Annotated in this window: 11 protein-coding genes; 6 read left to right on the plus strand and 5 right to left on the minus strand. The window is 74.5% G+C overall.

Going from position 1 to position 16,003, the window contains the following annotated elements; genetic code table 11:
- Positions 1 to 15: 15 nt before the first annotated feature.
- Entirely contained in the window at positions 16 to 1,344 is a 1,329-nt protein-coding gene (locus PH190_RS16925) for an ATP-dependent 6-phosphofructokinase (protein WP_274232704.1), read from the minus strand.
- Positions 1,341 to 4,172, minus strand: coding sequence for an AAA family ATPase (locus tag PH190_RS16930; RefSeq protein ID WP_274232705.1), 2,832 nt, complete (start codon positions 4,170 to 4,172; stop codon positions 1,341 to 1,343). The genes PH190_RS16925 and PH190_RS16930 overlap by 4 nt, the downstream gene beginning before the upstream one ends.
- Before the next feature lie 457 nt (positions 4,173 to 4,629).
- Between PH190_RS16930 and PH190_RS16935 the strand changes: the two genes are divergently transcribed.
- The 4 genes from PH190_RS16935 (at position 4,630) to PH190_RS16950 (ending at position 10,870) form a co-directional block, all read left to right on the plus strand.
- Positions 4,630 to 6,348: a peroxidase family protein gene (locus tag PH190_RS16935; RefSeq protein WP_274232706.1), complete on the plus strand. Its 1,719-nt coding sequence runs from the start codon at positions 4,630 to 4,632 to the stop codon at positions 6,346 to 6,348.
- Positions 6,345 to 8,255, plus strand: a complete 1,911-nt coding sequence (locus PH190_RS16940; protein ID WP_274232707.1) for a trypsin-like serine peptidase — start codon at positions 6,345 to 6,347, stop codon at positions 8,253 to 8,255. The genes PH190_RS16935 and PH190_RS16940 overlap by 4 nt, the downstream gene beginning before the upstream one ends.
- A 70-nt stretch (positions 8,256 to 8,325) precedes the next feature.
- Positions 8,326 to 10,338, plus strand: a complete 2,013-nt coding sequence (locus PH190_RS16945; protein WP_274232708.1) for a galactose oxidase-like domain-containing protein — start codon at positions 8,326 to 8,328, stop codon at positions 10,336 to 10,338.
- Positions 10,339 to 10,414: 76 nt separating this feature from the next.
- Positions 10,415 to 10,870 carry an SRPBCC family protein gene (locus PH190_RS16950; protein WP_274232709.1) on the plus strand — a complete coding sequence of 152 codons (456 nt, stop codon included), beginning with the start codon at positions 10,415 to 10,417 and terminating at the stop codon, positions 10,868 to 10,870.
- A 6-nt stretch (positions 10,871 to 10,876) separates the two neighbouring features.
- Here PH190_RS16950 and PH190_RS16955 read toward each other — a convergent pair whose 3' ends face one another.
- Positions 10,877 to 11,194: an STAS domain-containing protein gene (locus tag PH190_RS16955; protein WP_274232710.1), complete on the minus strand. Its 318-nt coding sequence runs from the start codon at positions 11,192 to 11,194 to the stop codon at positions 10,877 to 10,879.
- Entirely contained in the window at positions 11,191 to 12,777 is a 1,587-nt protein-coding gene (locus PH190_RS16960) for an ATP-binding SpoIIE family protein phosphatase (RefSeq protein WP_337993824.1), read from the minus strand. The genes PH190_RS16955 and PH190_RS16960 overlap by 4 nt, the downstream gene beginning before the upstream one ends.
- 149 nt (positions 12,778 to 12,926) lie before the next feature.
- On the opposite strand from PH190_RS16960, the gene PH190_RS16965 reads away from it, so the two are divergent.
- Positions 12,927 to 13,781, plus strand: coding sequence for an exodeoxyribonuclease III (locus tag PH190_RS16965; RefSeq protein WP_274232712.1), 855 nt, complete (start codon positions 12,927 to 12,929; stop codon positions 13,779 to 13,781).
- Positions 13,782 to 13,793: 12 nt separating this feature from the next.
- Here the strand turns inward: PH190_RS16965 and PH190_RS16970 are convergent, their stop codons facing one another.
- The gene (locus PH190_RS16970; protein ID WP_274232713.1) at positions 13,794 to 14,657 is read right to left on the minus strand and encodes an NmrA family NAD(P)-binding protein; all 864 of its coding nucleotides are present in this window, start codon (positions 14,655 to 14,657) and stop codon (positions 13,794 to 13,796) included.
- A 143-nt stretch (positions 14,658 to 14,800) separates the two neighbouring features.
- On the opposite strand from PH190_RS16970, the gene PH190_RS16975 reads away from it, so the two are divergent.
- A complete protein-coding gene (locus PH190_RS16975; RefSeq protein ID WP_274232714.1) occupies positions 14,801 to 15,781 on the plus strand; it encodes an AraC family transcriptional regulator in 981 nt (326 codons plus the stop codon).
- The last annotated feature ends 222 nt before the right edge of the window (positions 15,782 to 16,003 follow it).

Consider the following 16,003-nt stretch of genomic DNA (forward strand, 5'->3'; position numbering starts at 1 on the left):
CCGTGATCGGCGCGATCAGGCCCCGAACGTCGCCGGCTGCCCGGTGGCCTCGAGGACCGACATCCACAGGTCGCCGTCGGGGTCGACCTGGTTGCGGTGGGAGGTGATCAGCTCCATCGGCACGTGCACGAACCGGCGCCGCCAGCGCACGACCACGGTCTCGGTGCGCCCGGCCATCCCGGCGTGCACGGCGGCGTGGGCCAGGCGCACGCAGTAGACGCTGTCGTAGGCGTTGGCGGCGACGCTGCGGATCGCGTAGCTCGGGTCGAGGTAGCGCACCGTCGGCGGCAGGTCGACCGCGGTGAGGTGGTCGGTGATCTTCTGCTTGAGGAACAGCCCGATGTCGCCGAGCTTGGTGTTGCCCGACGCGTCGGTGGTCCGGCCCTCCTGCTCGAGCAGGTCCTGGCCCGCGCCCTCGGCGACCACGACGACGACCTGGCCGTGGCGGCGCACGTGGTCCTCGACGCGGCGCAGGACACCGTTCGGACCGTCGAGGACGAACGGCACCTCGGGGATGAGCACGAAGTCGGCGTCGTTGTTGGACAGCGCGGCGTAGCAGGCGATGAAGCCGGAGTGCCGGCCCATCAGCTTGACGATGCCCACGCCGTTCTCGGCCGCCTGCGACTCGACGAACACCGAGGCGATGAACTCGGTGGCCTGGGCGAACGCCGTCTGGAACCCGAAGCTCTGGTCGGTGAAGGGCAGGTCGTTGTCGATCGTCTTGGGGACGCCGACGACGGCGATGTCGAGGCCGCGGGCGTCGATCTCCTTCGTCAGCTTCATGGCGCCGCGCATGCTGCCGTCGCCGCCGATGACGAACAGGACGTGGATGCCCAGCTCGACGAGGGTGTCGACCATGTCCTCGGGGTCCTGGTCGCCGCGCGAGCTGCCGAGGATCGTGCCGCCGTCGTTGTTGATGTCGCGCACGGCGTGCAGGTCGAGCTCGACCACCCGCTCGCGGTGCCGGCGGGTCAGGCCGGCGTAGCCGTTGCGGAACCCGTAGATGTGCGCGACGTGGTAGTGCTCGGTGAGCTCCTGGACGATGCCGCGGATGACGTCGTTGAGGCCCGGGCACAGGCCGCCGCAGGTCACGATGCCGACGTTGGTGGCGGCCGGGTCGAAGTAGATCTTGCGGCGGGGGCCGGCCGTCTCCAGGCTCGGCAGCTCGTCGATCGACACCCCGCGGGAGAGCAGGATCGAGACGGTGTCGTCGACGAGCACCCGGTCGTCCTCGTGCACGTAGTGCGGCGACGTGCGCTTGGTGGCCAGCATCTCCGCGAACGGCGAGTCGTACCGGCACTCACCCAGGCTGCGCACGCGCAGGTCGTCGAGCTCGAGCGTCACGGCGGACCTCCCGGATCGGGCGGGATCGACCGGCACGCCTCGTTGCGCCGAGCGGACGCCGCCGCCCGGGTACCACCGGTTTCTGCATCGGTCACGATAACGGAGCGACCCGCGCCGACGCGGGGCCCGCGACCAACCCCACCATCGGGGAACCACCGGACGAGCTCGCTCCGCGAGCGCAGGCCGAGCTTGCGGTAGACACGGGTGAGGTGGTTCTCGACGGTCTTGCGGGAGACGAACAGCGCGGCCGCGGCCTCGTCGTTGGACCGGCCCTCGGCGACGATGCGCGCCACCTGGAACTCCTGGGGCGTCAGGGCCGCCCAGGCGGTCTCTGCCGCGGCCGGGCGGCGGAGCGACACCCCGGCCGCCGCCAGCTCGGCCTCGGCGCGGTCCGCCCACGGCCGCGCGCCGAGTGCCACGAAGGTCGCGTGCGCCTCGCGCGCGGCCGAGCGAGCGACCGACGGGCGGCGCAGGCGGCGGAGGCACTCGGCCTCCGCGAGCAGCGTGCGGGCCTTCTCGAACGGCTGGTCGCTGCGGGCGTGCGCCGCCCGGGCCCGCGCGAAGCAGGCCGTGGCGTCGTCGGGGTCCTCGGCGAGGAAGCCGGCGCAGCGCGCGGCGGTCGCCGCCGGGAACGCGAGCCCGGAGCGTTCCCGCTCCGCCCACCACGCGAGGACCTCGCGCGCCCGGTCGGTGTCGCCGTGCCGGACCAGCGCCTCGACGAGGTCCGGGCCGTACGGTACGACGTTGCTCGCGCCGAGGCCGTCGGCGCACGCCCGCCGGTGGGCGCGCTCGAGGTGGGCGACGGCGTCCTCGGTCTCGCCGACCGCGAACGCGGCGAGGCCCCCCACCGCCGGCACGTAGACCTGCAGGCAGTCGATCCCGTGGGCGCCGACCTCGGCGAGCACCCGCCGGGCGCGCTCGCGGCTGCGCGCGACGTCGCCGGTCAGGGCGTCCAGGCGGGCGAGGACCAGGGTCGCGATCGCGGCGGTGCCGGCCTCGCCCTGCTCCTCGGCCCACGCCACGGCCTCGACGGCGTCCGCGCGCGCCGCCGGCCAGCGCCCGCGCCACACGTCGAGCTCGGCGCGCACCGCGTGCGCGAACGCCAGCATCGCCGAGGCGCCGTGCCGCCGGGCCAGGGCGAGGAGGTCGTCGACGCGGCGCTCGGCGTCGGCATAACGCTCGGTGGCGACGGCGACCTGGGCCAGCTGGGCGCGGTCCTGCAGGTCCCAGGCGGTCCCGTCGCCCTGCTCGAGGGTGTCGAGGATCCCGAGCGCGGCCGGCACGTCGCCGAGCAGGACGAGCGCCTGCACCTCGGGCGCGCGGCGCGGGGTCCCCCGCCGCGCGAGGACGAGCATGTCGCGCACCCGCCCGGCCATCGCGGCCGGCGTCGTCGCCTCGGCGTAGAGAGCGGCCGCGGCGCCGGCGTCGACGGGGGCGAGGCGCTCGGCGGCGCGGACGAGGTCGGCGAGGGCGCGCCGGGGGTCGCCGAGCCAAGCGGTGGCGCGGCCGCGGACGATCTCGGCCCGGCTCGTGGACGCAGTGTCGTCGGCGAGGGCGAGCGCCGCCTCGGCGTGCCCGGCGGCGAGGTCGAGCGCCCCGGCGAGCAGGAACTCCTCCGCGGCGGCGAGGAAGCGGTCGGCGCGGTGGCGGCGCTCGGCGCTGAGCTGGGCGGCGCGGGCCCAGGCCTCGCCGGCGCTGCGGTGCCCGCCCCGCTCGCCCGCCGACCGCGCGGCGGCGGCGAGCTGGGTGCCGACGACCTCGTCGGTGCCCTCGACCCGCGCCGCGAGGTGCCACGCGCGCCGGATGCCGGCGGTGCGGCCGGCGAGGGCGCGGCGGACCCGTCGTGTGACCTCCGGCTCGTGGGCGAGCGCGACGGGGCGCAGCAGGGGGTGGCGCAGGACCGGCCGGCCGTCGTCACCGCGGCGGAGTAGTCCGGCGTGCTCGGCCGGCGCGAGGTCGTGCTGGTCGAGGCCGAGGTCGCCGAGGACGAGGTCGACCTCGGACCGCTCGGTCGTGCCCCCGGCCGCGACGACCGCCATCGCCGTGCGCGACCCCGCGGGCAACGAGGCGAGCGCCCGGCTCCAGAGCTCCTCGAGCGCCGGGCCGACGTGGGTCACGCGCGGGTGTTGTCCGTCGCCGGCACGGTGCGCGGCCTCCACGAGCGCGAGCGGGTGGCCCGCGAGGTCCGCGACCAGCCGGTCGACGACGACGGGGGAGAGGCGCTCCGAGATCGGGCGCAGCAGCGAGCGGCTCTCGGCCGGGGTCAGCCGGTCGAGGTCGATCTCGACGGCTCCGGGCACCGTGCGGCGCTCGTCGCGCGTGGCGAGCAGGAGCGTGACCCGGGGCGACCGCAGGCGCCGGGCGACGAAGAGGATCACCTCCGCCGAGGCGGGGTCCACCCACTGCAGGTCGTCGACGACGACGAGCAGCGGCTCGTCGTCGCCGGCCGCGTCCAGCAGCCCGAGCGTCGCGGCGCGGAGCGCCAGGGGTCCGGGCGCGGGACCGGCGCGCAGCGCGACGCTCACCTCGAGGGCCTCGCGCTGGACCTCGGGCAGGGCCGCGAGCCACGGGCGCAGGGGCGCGACGAGGTCGGCGAGGACCGCGAAGGGCAGGTGCGCTTCGGCCTCGGTGCCGACGACGCGCACGGTGCGTGCCCCCGACGACGCCCCGACGCGGTCGAGCAGCGCGGTCTTCCCGATCCCGGGCTCCCCGCGCACGACCGCGACCCGCTCGGCCCGGCGTCCCGCCACGAGCTCACCCAGGGTGTCGATCTCGGCCGCGCGACCGACGAAGAGCGCTCGCGGCGGGTCGTCGCCGGCTGTGGTCATCGGGACCCCCGTGGTGGTGTCACCGGGGCGGGCGTGATCGGTGGGGCACAGGATGCCGCCTCTCCGTGAGGGGCAGTGCCGCCTTTCGGGTCGATGCGGGGGGTTTCCCCGGTGCCCGAGGGCCGTCGGCTAGGCCGCCGGTGTGACGCACCGTGCCGGACAGGACCGTGCGCGATCGATCGGTCACGCCAGGTCGAGACCGGCGGATCGCTACGCCGGGCCGCGCCTCCACGCCGTGGGCGCATCGCCACGTCACGCGGTCGGGGCCGCGCCGATGCGGGAGATCTCCCCGCTGCCGATGCCGTGCACGGAGCGGAATCGTCGACGGCGGACAGGTCAGGGGGACGCCGTGGCGACACGGGGTGCTGTCCAGGTCGAGTCAGGGCGACCCGCGCTGCTCTCCGAGGCCCCCGACGCCGCACGACCGACGTGACCGTCACGGTCCAGGAGGAAGCGCATGAGCGACAACGCCGGAGTCCGCATCATCACCAGGAGGCTCCACGGCAGCCATGCCGTCGTCGACCAGGCCAAAGACCTTCAGGCAGCCCTGCAGGAAGGCGCGCGGCCGCTCAGTGAGGACGTGCAGGACAACGGTCTGCGCGAAGCCACCGGTGAGGCGGCTCTCGAATCGGTTGGCGCCACCGACTTCGACTACCTCTTCCCGGAGCTGCCGCGAGAGGGGGCCAATCTGCTGCCCACAGACACGGCTCAGGTCACCCTCGCGCTCGATGCGCTGGGAACGGCCATGATCGACCAAGGCGACTCGGGGCGCAACGCGCCGATTCCTCCGATCCACACCTATTGGGGTCAGTTCGTCGACCACGACCTGACCGCTGCCACGGACAACGACTCACCGATCAGCATCCAGGGAGATTCCGTCGTCGTGGTCGGGCCTGACGAGGTGACCGAGCAGCTCAAGAACGGCCGCAATCCGGCACTCAACCTCGATTCGGTCTACGGCAACGGTCCCTTTGCGCCGGCGCCGAGCTCGCCGAAGGAGATCGTGGTGCCCTACCAGGAGTCCGACAGGACAAAGCTCAAGATCGGCAGCCTCTCACCGGCCGGGGGCGCCGTCGGCGTCCTCATCCCGCCGGTAGCGGATCTCCAGCGCGACCTGCCCCGCGTCGAGGTGGAGGTCCCGAACGGGCTGGATCTCGGGACGCCGCTCATCGGGGACGGTCGCAACGACGAGAACCTCGTCGTGGCCCAGCTGCACCTGGCTTTTCTCCGATTCCACAACAACGCCGTGGACTGGGTTCGCGATCACGAAGCGGAGCGCACAGGCGTCAGCGAAGTCTTCAACCGTGCACGGCAGCTCGTGCAGTGGACCTATCAGTGGATCTGTGTCCACGACTACCTCAACACCGTGCTCACACCAGGCACGGTCGATGAGGTCCTCGCCAGCGAGGAGGGGCTCCTGAAACGCCCCTTCATGCCCCTCGAGTTCTCCGTGGCGGCTTTCCGCTTCGGCCACAGCATGGTCCGTGGTGCCTATGACTGGAACCGGAACTTCGGCCTCGGTGGCTTCTTCCAACCAGTGGCGGACCTCGACACGCTCTTCCGCTTCACCGGGCGAGGAGGGATGGCGGGCGACCCCACGAAACTCCCCGACAACTGGCCTGCCGAGTACGACCGCCTCGTGCGACTCGACCCCGCCTTCCCGACGAGGTTCGCGCGCCCGATCGACACTCATCTCGCCGACCCGTTGAAGGACATGGTCAACCAGGTGCCGGACACCGACCCCGCGCCCTCCCCGCCCGTCGCCGACCTCCTGAAGCACCTCGCGCGGCGAAACCTGCGTCGCGGCTACGCGCTGAGCATCCCCACGGGGCAGGCCGTCGCCGCGAGGTTGGGGTTGCCGGTCCTGCAGGAGCAGGATTTCGCCGACGCCCTCGACCAGACGGTGTTCCACGCACTCGAGGCGGGGGGTTTCCTCTCGGCCACACCCTTGTGGTTCTACGTCCTCGCCGAGTCCGAAGTCCGATCGAACGGCCACGCCCTCGGCCCGGTCGGCAGTCGCATCGTCGCCGAGACGATCATCGGTCAGATCCGCCTCGACCCACGCTCGTACATGAACCAGACGGCGTGGACGCCGGCGGCGGGCGTCAAGCTCCCGGACGGTTCCGCCGTCACCTCCATCGCGAAGTTCATCCAGTTCGCGGGATTCCCGGTATGACCACCCTCCGCGAGCAACAGGACCTCGCCGCCGGCCGGTACCGGCACCGCGCGCCGGACCGGGCGGAGACGGAACGCCGACAGCACGAGACCGGCACGCCGGTCGTCGACGAGCCCGACCAGATCGAGGCCCGGGCCGAGCGGCTCATCGGCGACGTCGTCGGGAGCCGGGCGGTCCGCCAGGCCGCGCGCACGGAGGGCGCGCTCGAGCGGATCATCGCCGAGAACGACCTGCAGCCGAGCCTCTTCCTCGGGCGCGGGACGGCGATCGCCGAGACGGTCGGCCGCATCTCGCTGGCCGACGGCGGGGCCGGGACCGGCTTCCTCGTCGGCCGGCGCCTGCTCCTGACCAACAACCACGTCCTGCCCGACGTCGCGACCGCGGCGGGCGCGTTCGTGGAGTTCGACGTCGAGCTGGGCACCGACGGACGGCCGGAGACCCCCGCCGCGTTCGACCTCGACCCGGGCACGCTCTTCCTCACCGACGTCGGGATCGACGCGACCCTCGTGGCCGTCGCGCCCGCGCGGGGCGTCGTGGCCGGGGACAAGTACGGGTGGAACCGGCTGCTCCGGCAGCAGGGGAAGATCGTCATCGGCGAGGCCGCGAACGTCATCGGCCACCCCTCGGGGCGTCGCAAGGAGATCGCGGTCCGGCACAACCGGCTCCTCGACCAGCTCCCCGACTTCCTGCACTACGAGGCCGACACCGAGCCGGGCAACTCCGGGTCGCCGGTGTTCAACGACCAGTGGGAGGTCGTCGCGCTCCACCACTCCGGCGTGCCGCGGACCAACGACGCCGGCCAGTGGCTCACGACCGACGGCACCGTGTGGACCCGCGCGATCGGCGACGCGGCCGTGGACTGGGTGGCCAACGAGGGCGCCCGCATCTCGGTGGTCCTCACCCGGCTGCGGGCCCTGGCGAGGACGCCCGCGCAGACCGCGCTGCTCGACGAGCTGGGCGCCGAGGCCATGGTCGGCGCACCGCCGACGGAGGTCGCGCCGACGGCCCGCGAGGCCACCGGCCGCCGGGGCGTGCGCGGGACCCCGGACACGCCGCCGCACCTCGTGTTCCTGCACGGCCGGGGCCAGCAGGGCCGGGACCCGGCCGCACTGCGGGTCGACTGGGCGGGAGGTCTCACGCGCGGGCTGGGTGCGGTCGGTCGCCCGCCCGTGGACCCGGCCCGCGCGTGGTTCCCCTACTACAGCGACCGGCTCGCGCACCTCGCCGGCCCGTCGGCCGTCGAGCTGGCCGGGGCCAACGAGGACGGAGCGGTCACCGCGGCGGAGCAGGCCGCGCCCCCGGGCGCGTCGGCGCGGGCCACCTACGCCGCGCTCATCGAGGACGCGGCGTCGCACGCGGGGTTCCGGCCGGACGCGAGCGAGGGGTTCGGGGACCTGCTCGGCGGCGTCCAGTCCGCGCTCTCGCACCTCGCGGGCAAGAGCCGGCTCGACGACCTCTTCATCGCCCTGCGGTTCCGCGACGTCGCGCTGTACCTGGACGACGAACAGGTCCGCAGCGAGGTCATCGACACCGTGCTCGAGACCTTCCCGACGTCCGGTCCGGTGACGCTGGTGTCCCACAGCCTCGGGACGGTGGTCGCCCTCGACCTCCTGACCCGCAGGCCGCCGGGTGTCGAGCTCCGGCTGCTCGTCACCGCCGGCAGCCCGCTCGGCCTGGACTCCGTGAACAAGCGGCTCCTGGCCGGAGGGCCACGGCAGCCGGACGTGGAGCGGTGGGTCAACGCCTGGTGCGTGGCGGACGCGGTCGCGATCGGCTGCCCGCTGGGCCCGACCTGGGGCCGCGGCGTCGAGGACATCCGCACCGACAACCCGCTGAGCGCGGCACACTCGATCGTCGAGTACCTCGCCGACTTCCGGGTGGCGTCGGCGATCGGCGAGCTGGTCTAGCGCACGGTCGTCGGCACGCCGCCACGGTCACGGCCGTGGCGGTGTGCCCGTCCGAGGGGGGAGGTCTGTCGTGCCCGACGACCCGGCACAGCAGGGCCGGTGGGACCCGGTGTTCGCCCTGCCCGACGTGGCGATCCACGCCGCGGTCCTACCGACCGGCCAGGTCCTCGCGTGGGGACGTCGCAAGGACCCGGCCGGGAGCATGCACCAGCAGGGCTGTGCGCCGTTCCTGTGGGACCCGGCGACCGGTGCCACGACGTCGACCTCGGAGCCCGAGCGGGCGGACGGCAGGCCGGTCAACCTGTTCTGCTCCGGCCACGCGTTCCTCGCCGACGGGCGTCTCCTGGTCGCGGGCGGGCACATCACCGACGGCGACGGGCTCGACCAGGCCTGCCTGTACGACCCGTGGCAGGGCGACTGGACGCCGCTGCCCGACCTGCGCAGTGGTCGGTGGTACCCGTCGGCGGTGACGCTCGCGGACGGCCGCGTGCTGGTCATCTCGGGGAGCCACCAGGACGGTCCGCACCAGCCGATCGAGGAGGTCCCCGAGATCTGGGACGGCACCTCGTGGCGGCCCACGCGCGACTTCCGGGGCCTGCCGCTCTACCCCCGGGTGCACGTGCTTCCCGACCAGCGTGTCCTGATGGCCGGGTCCAACGCGCCGACCACGATCCTCGACACCGCGGGACCCGGTGACTGGACCGACGCGGGCGTCCGCGCGCAGGGCGAGCGGCAGTACGGCCCGTCGGTGATGTACGAGCCCGGCAAGGTGATCTACCTCGGCGGGGGCAACGACGCGGACTCCCGTCGCCCCACCGCGGCGTGCGAGAAGATCGATCTCACCTCTGCGGCCCCGGCCTGGGAGCCCGCCGCCTCGATGGCGTTCCGCCGCCGCCAGCACAACGCCACCCTGCTGCCCGACGGGACCGTTCTGGTCACCGGCGGCACGAGCGGGCCCGACTTCAACGACCTCACGCCCGGCGCGCCGGTGCACGCCGCCGAGCTGTGGGACCCGCGGACCGACAGCTGGACGACCCTGGCCGCCGAGGAGGTCGACCGTTGCTACCACGCCTCGGCCGTGCTCCTGCCCGACGCGACCGTGCTCAGCGCCGGCGGCGGCGAGTTCGTCGAGGGCGGCGCGGACAACCGCCCGGAGGACACCCACCGCGACGCCCAGGTCTTCCACCCGCCCTACCTCTTCCGCGGTCCCCGGCCGGTCATCACGGCGGCGCCCGACGAGGTCGTCCTCGGCGGGGACTTCGAGGTGCAGACCGACGGCCCACCGATCGCCGCGGTGACGTTGGTCCGCCTGTCGTCGGCGACCCACACGGTCAACGCCGACCAGCGGTTCCTCCGCCTCGAGCACGTCGGCGACGGCGGGACACTCGCGGTCACCGCGCCCGCGAGCAGTGCCGAGTGCCCGCCCGGGTACTACATGGTGTTCGCGATCAGCGACGAGGGCGTGCCGTCCCCGGCCCGCATCGTCCCCGTCGTCGGGGCGGCACCGGCGGCCGCGACGGAGAGCGCCGTCGTGGACGAGCCGGGACGTCCGGCTCGGCGTCGCGAGGTGCGCGCCGGAACCGCGGTCACCGTGGGCCTCACCGCCCAGTGCCCCTACGGCCTCGGGCCGTGCTGGGGCGGGGCCTACTCGGCCCTCGAGCATCTGGACGACGTCGCCCACGTCGAGCCGGTGCCGAACCAGGTCGACCAGACCGCGCAGGTCACCCTGACGCACCGGGGGCTGCCCGACCTCGTCGGCTGGCCGGAGCAGTTCGCGCGGTGGGCCAACGCGAGCTACTTCTTCCGCGGCGTCGAGGTGACCGTCACGGGCACCCTCGTCGACGGCGACCTGTCCCTCGAGGCGGGCGGGACGGTGCCCCTGCGTCCCGTCCGCCCGGGCACCCAGCTGTCGTGGGACCTCCGCCGGCGACGGCGGCGCCCGCTGACCACCCGGGAGCGCGAGGCCCACCGCCGGTTGGTCGAGCTCCGCCCGCGCGGTGCCGTCTCGGTGACCGGACCGCTCCTCCTGGTCCGGGGCCGGCCGGTCCTGTCGGTGCGGGAGTTCGGCACGGCCGGTCCCTGAGGGCGTTGTCCAGCGGGCACGAGATCGCCCCACTACGGTGCCACCGTCCCGCCGCTCGTCCGTCCGGAGGAACCTCATGGCCGACGACATCGTCGTCACGCGCACCGTCGACGCCCCGCCCGAGCGGGTGTGGGACCTCGTGGGCGACCCGGCACGGATCGGGGCCATCTCCCCGGAGTGCCACCGCGTCGACTGGCTCGGCGGCGCCTCCGGCCCGGCGCCCGGCGCGCGGTTCAAGGGTCACAACCGCAAGGGGCTGATGCGCTGGTCGACCGTCGGGGAGGTCGTCGAGTACGAGCCGCAGCGGACGATCAGCTGGGACGTGACGCTGCTGGGGCAGCCGGTGGCGCGGTGGGGGTTCCGCCTGGCGCCGCAGGACGGCGGTACGCGCGTCGAGCAGTTCTGGCAGGACCAGCGCAGCCCGGTCGCCAACGTCGTCGGCCGTGCGCGGGCGTGGGACGCGCCCACGGCGAACCGGCGCGGCATGGAGCAGACGCTCGACACGGTGCGGCGGAAGGCCGAGCAGGGCTGAGCACGCTCAGCTCTCGAGCGAGGCCAGCCCCTCGAAGCCCGAGAGCTGGAGCACGCGGCGGGTGTGCGAGCCGGGCGGCACGTCCACGCGCAGGGCGATCTGGAGCACCTCGAGGCGCGCGGCCAGCGCGAACAGCACGCGCAGGCCCGCGCTGTCGAGGTACTCCAGCTCGGCGAGCTCGAGCGTCACCGCGTTCGTCTCGTTGGGGATCGCCGCGGCGAGCTGCTCCTCGACGGTGGTCGCGTTCTCGAGGTCGACCTCGCCGCCGATGGCGATGCGCACGTCGGGCCCCTCGGGGCGGACGACGACGGTGGCGGTGGTCATGGTGCGTCTCCCGCGATGTGGCGTCGGAAGGTGACGGTGGTGCCGCCGGCCCCGGCGATCACGTCCATCTCGTCGGTGCACTGGCGGATGAGCGTCGTCCCGCGCCCCCGGTCGTGGCCGCGCGCCGAGCGCCACCGGCCGTTGTCGCGCACGCTCGCGACCACCGTGGCACCCTGCCGCTCCATCTGCAGCGTCAACGTGCCGCCGCCCGGCCCGTAGGCGTGCTCGACGACGTTGGAGCAGGCCTCGCCGGTGGCCACGAGCAGGTCGGCGACGTCCTCGCCCGACGCGCCGGCCGCGGCGAGCCAGCGGCGCACCGAGGCGCGCAGGTCGGCGAGCACCCGCGGCACCGCCGGGACCGTGATGTTCAGCGGCACCACCGAGGGCGTCCCGCCACGGCGCGCGACGAGCATCGCGACGTCGTCGCCCACCGAGTCGCTGCCGATCATGCGGTGCAGCACGGCGGTGCACACGACGTCGGGGTCCCGGTCGGCGCGGACCACCTCGCACAGGGCGTCGAGACCGGCGTCGAGCGGCTTCCCGCGGCGCTCGACGAGGCCGTCGGTGTAGAGGAACAACGCCGAGTCGGGCGGCAGCTCGATGGTGGTGGTGCGGCGCGGCGGACCGACCGACACCCCGACCGGGAGGTCCACCGGCACGTTGACCAGCGTCGCGACCTCGCCGCCGCGCGCGAGGACCGGCGGCAGGTGACCGGCGGTCGACAACGACACCCGATCGAGCGACGGCTCGAGCACCGCGTAGAGGACGGTGGCCATGACGTTGTCCTCGAAGTGCTGGACGTTGCCGTCGAGCCGCTCGAGGACCTCCGCCGGGTCGTCCTCCTCCAGGGCGAACGCCCGCAGCGCGCTGCGCAGACGCCCCATCACCACCGCCGCCTGCAGGCCCCGGCCCACCACGTCGCCGATGACGATGCCGAGCCGCCCCGAGGGCAGCGAGAAGACGTCGTACCAGTCCCCGCCCAGCCCGCCGGCCTCGCCGGGGACGTAGCGCGCCGCGAAATCGATGCCGTTCACGCGGGGGAGCGCGCCGGGCATCAGGCTGCGCTGGAGGGCCGACGCGGCCGCGCGGTCGAGGTCGGTGAGGTGGGTGCGCGTGACCAGCGCGAGGCGGTCCGCCGCCGTCTGCAGGAGCTCCGCGTCGTCGCGCGTGAACAGCCGCGGGCGCAGCGTGCCGACGTGCAGGACGCCCAGGGTCCGACCCTCGGCGATCAGCGGCACGCCCAGCAGCGAGCGGATGTCCTTCTCGTAGAGGATCGGGTTGAGGACGTTCGAGTGGTCGACCTCGTCGATGACGACCGGGCGGCGCTCGGCCGCGACGCGCCCCGCGAACCCCTTGCCGACGGGGATGCGGACCCCCTGGCGCACCTCCTCCTCGATGCCGCGCGCAGCGGTGGCCACGAGGTGGGTGCCGGAAGGGTCGAGCAGGAGGACCGCCGCGGTGTCCGCCTCGAGGAGGGCCACCACGCGGTCGAGGAGCTCGGAGAGCAGCTGGCCCGTGTCGAGGTGGGCCAGCTCGGTGTCGGTGATCTGCTCGATGCGCCGCAGCCGGTCCTCGTCGGTCACGCTGCTCGACGCTGACATGTCCGGAACGCTAATACGCGGCCCTCACGTCACGGAACGCACGTGGCCGGGAAACGAACCGGCAACGGGGTGACGCCGGGGCGCCCCTCCGGGCGGGGTGGACGTCGGTGCTCCCGGCTAGCGTGGCGGCCGTGCGACTGGCGACGTGGAACGTGAACTCGGCGAAGGCGCGCGAGCCGCGGCTGCTCGGCTGGCTGGACGAGCGCGCGCCCGACGTGGTCTGCCTGCAGGAGACCAAGCTCGGTGACGAGGCCTTCGCCGAGTCGTTCGGCGCGCCCCTGGCCGAGCGCGGGTACGAGGTCGCCCACCACGGCGAGGGACGGTGGAACGGCGTCGCCGTGCTCTCCCGCGTCGGCCTCGACGACGTGGAGGAGGGGCTGCCCGGCGGGCCCGGCTACCCCCACCAGGAGGCGCGCGCGGTCACCGCGACGTGCGGGGGCCTGCGGGTCACGTCGGTGTACGTGCCCAACGGGCGCGACGTCGCCGACCCGCACTACGCGTACAAGCTCGAGTGGCTCGCCGCCCTGCGCGACCGGGTGGAGGCCGCCGGGCCCGACGTCTCGGTCGTCGCCGGCGACTTCAACATCGCCCCGGCCGACCCCGACGTCTACTCGGTCGAGGCGTTCGCCGAGTCCACCCACGTCACGCCGCCGGAGCGCGAGGCGTTCGCCGCCCTGCTCAAGACCGGCCTGCACGACACGGTGCGCGACCGCTGGCCCGACCAGCGGGTCTTCACCTACTGGGACTACCGCGGCGGCGCCTTCCACCAGGACCGCGGCATGCGCATCGACCACGTGCTCGCCGGCGGGCCGATCGCCGCGCGCCGCGCCGCGGTGTGGGTCGACCGCCAGGCCCGCAAGGGCACCGGCCCGTCCGACCACGCGCCGGTGATCCTCGACCTCGACGAGGCCCCCGACGGCGACCTCGGCCCCGTCGTCCCGCCGCCCTCCCTCGGGGCGAAGAAGGGCGGCTCCCGCCGGCGGTGACCACGCACGGGGTCACGCGGCGACGAGCGAGCGGGCCCAGTCCTCGATGCTCGTCGGGGTGGTCGTCGCCGGGCTGCGCCCCGCGAGGCTGTGCACGGTGCCGTCGTTGAACGCGGCGTTCATCGCGAGGTGCTCGGTGACGACGTCCGGCGGGAGGCCGGCGTCGACCAGGGCCGCGCGCATGACGTCCTCGGGCACGCGCTCGTAGCGCAGCGACGTCCCCAGCACCGCCCCGAGGCGCGCGACGGCGTCGGGCACCGTCAGGTCCTCCGGGCCGTGCACCTCCCGCACGCCCGCGGCGGCGGGATCGAGCAGGGCCGCCCCGGCGGCGTCGCCGACGTCGACGGTCGCGACCATCGGCAGCGGGACCGCGGGGTCGATCGTGTCGTGATGGACGCCCGTCGCCTGCATCGCGGCGAGCGAGGGCAGGAACGACTCGAAGAACAGTCCGGGGCGGACGACCGTGACCTGCGCGTCCAGCGCCCCCAGACGTTGCTCCTGCTCGTGGAGGGTCTCGAGGAAACCGGTGCCGCGCGCGACGTCGGCCCCCACCGCGCTCAGCGCGACGACCCGCGGCACGCGGGCCGCGCCGAGCGCTGCGGTGATCGCGGTGCCGACCTGCTCCTGCTGGGCGCGGTAGCCGCCGGCGGCGAGGTCGAGGGGCATGAGGACGTAGGCGGCGTCGGCGCCGCGGAAGGCGTCGGCGAGGAAGGCGGCGTCGGTGATGTCACCGACGTGCGCCTCGGCGCCGATCCCCGCGACGTCGGCGAGCCGCGCGGCGTCGCGACCCACGGCGCGCACCGGCTGCCCGGCCTCGCGCAGGCGGCGGGCGACCCGTCCGCCGGTGTTCCCGCTGGCCCCCAGGACGGTGATCATGGTGCCTCCTCGTGCTCGGTGATCCGGTGCGTCCAACTCTGGGCCGGTCGCGCCGGACGAACCATCGCCGTGACGCCGGTTCTCCTGCTCGATCGTCCGACGACCGTGGACGATCAGGCACCCGGTGCCGGAGGCTGGGGGACGTGACCGCGACCGTCGCCCCGCCCTGGACCCCGTCCGACGCCGTCGGCGAGGCCCTGCACGTCCTGCGGATGAACGGGACGTTCTACTGCGCCTCGGATCTCCGCGCGCCCTTCGGTCTCGTGCTGCCGCCGACGCCGGGCTGCCTGTGGTTCCACATGGTGACCTCGGGGAGCGCGACGCTCGTGGTCGGAGGCGAGGAGATCACGTTGACCCCGTCGGACGTCGTGCTCCTGCCCCGCGGCGAGGGCCACGAGCTGCGGTCGATCCACCCGCCGCCGCGGACCTCGGTGCCGAACGTCATGGACCTGCCGCACACCTGGTACGGCGAGCGCTACGCCACGATCACCTACGGCGGCGACGGGGCGCCCACCACCATGATCTGCGGCGCCGTCCGCCTCGAGCACCCCATGGCCGAGCGGCTCGTGGAGCTGATGCCCGACGTCGTCCACGTGCCGGTCTCGCCCCTGACCGCACGCCTGCACGACACGCTGCGGCTCATCGCGCTCGAGGTGGAGGAGACGCGCCCCGGCGGCGAGGCCGTGATCACCCGTCTCGCCGACGTCCTCGTCGTCCAGATGCTGCGGGCCTGGCTCGCCCACGACCCGACGGCGCGCACCGGCTGGCTCGGCGCCCTCACCGACCCCGACATCGGCCGCGCGCTCGCCCTCGTCCACGCCGACCCGTCCCGCGACTGGACCGTCGCCGGCCTCGCCCGCGAGCTGGCCCTCTCGCGCTCGACCTTCGCCGCACGCTTCACCGCGCTGGTCGGCGAGCCCGTCATGGCCTACGTGACCCGCTGGCGCATGCTCGTCGCCCACGACCGCCTGCGCGCCGGCGACACCACCGTCGCCGCCGTGGCCTCGGCGATGGGCTACCGGTCCGAGGCGGCGTTCAGCCGGGCCTTCCGGCGGGTGGTGGGGACGCCGCCGGGGGCGGTGCGGGCCCGGCCGAGGGTCGACGAGCTGTTGCTCGGGGCGTGAGGTCGGAGCCGACCCGTGTCCTGAGGACACGGGTCGGGGGGACCGTCGTCGGGGGACCGTCTCCCGGGCGCTGGCGGGTGAGGCGGACCCGTGTCTTGAGGACACGGGTCGGGTGGACCGGTGCCGCCGCTGGACCACCGCCGGGTCGCCGGCGGGTGAGGCGGACCCGTGTCCCGAGGACACGGGTCGAGCTGTCCCGTTCCGGCCCCGCGGCGGGCCGCC

Origin of the sequence: Actinomycetospora straminea, from assembly GCF_028737255.1 — a bacterium.
In the GTDB taxonomy this organism is placed as follows: domain Bacteria; phylum Actinomycetota; class Actinomycetes; order Mycobacteriales; family Pseudonocardiaceae; genus Actinomycetospora; species Actinomycetospora straminea.

What these genes read in the sequence shown, in the direction of transcription:
- PH190_RS16930 (WP_274232705.1), bottom strand. Translation starts at nt 4,172, where the DNA reads ATGACCACAGCCGGCGACGACCCGCCGCGAGCGCTCTTCGTCGGTCGC.
- PH190_RS16935 (WP_274232706.1), top strand. Translation starts at nt 4,630, where the DNA reads ATGAGCGACAACGCCGGAGTCCGCATCATCACCAGGAGGCTCCACGGC.
- PH190_RS16940 (WP_274232707.1), top strand. Translation starts at nt 6,345, where the DNA reads ATGACCACCCTCCGCGAGCAACAGGACCTCGCCGCCGGCCGGTACCGG.
- PH190_RS16950 (WP_274232709.1), top strand. Translation starts at nt 10,415, where the DNA reads ATGGCCGACGACATCGTCGTCACGCGCACCGTCGACGCCCCGCCCGAG.
- PH190_RS16955 (WP_274232710.1), bottom strand. Translation starts at nt 11,194, where the DNA reads ATGACCACCGCCACCGTCGTCGTCCGCCCCGAGGGGCCCGACGTGCGC.
- PH190_RS16970 (WP_274232713.1), bottom strand. Translation starts at nt 14,657, where the DNA reads ATGATCACCGTCCTGGGGGCCAGCGGGAACACCGGCGGACGGGTCGCC.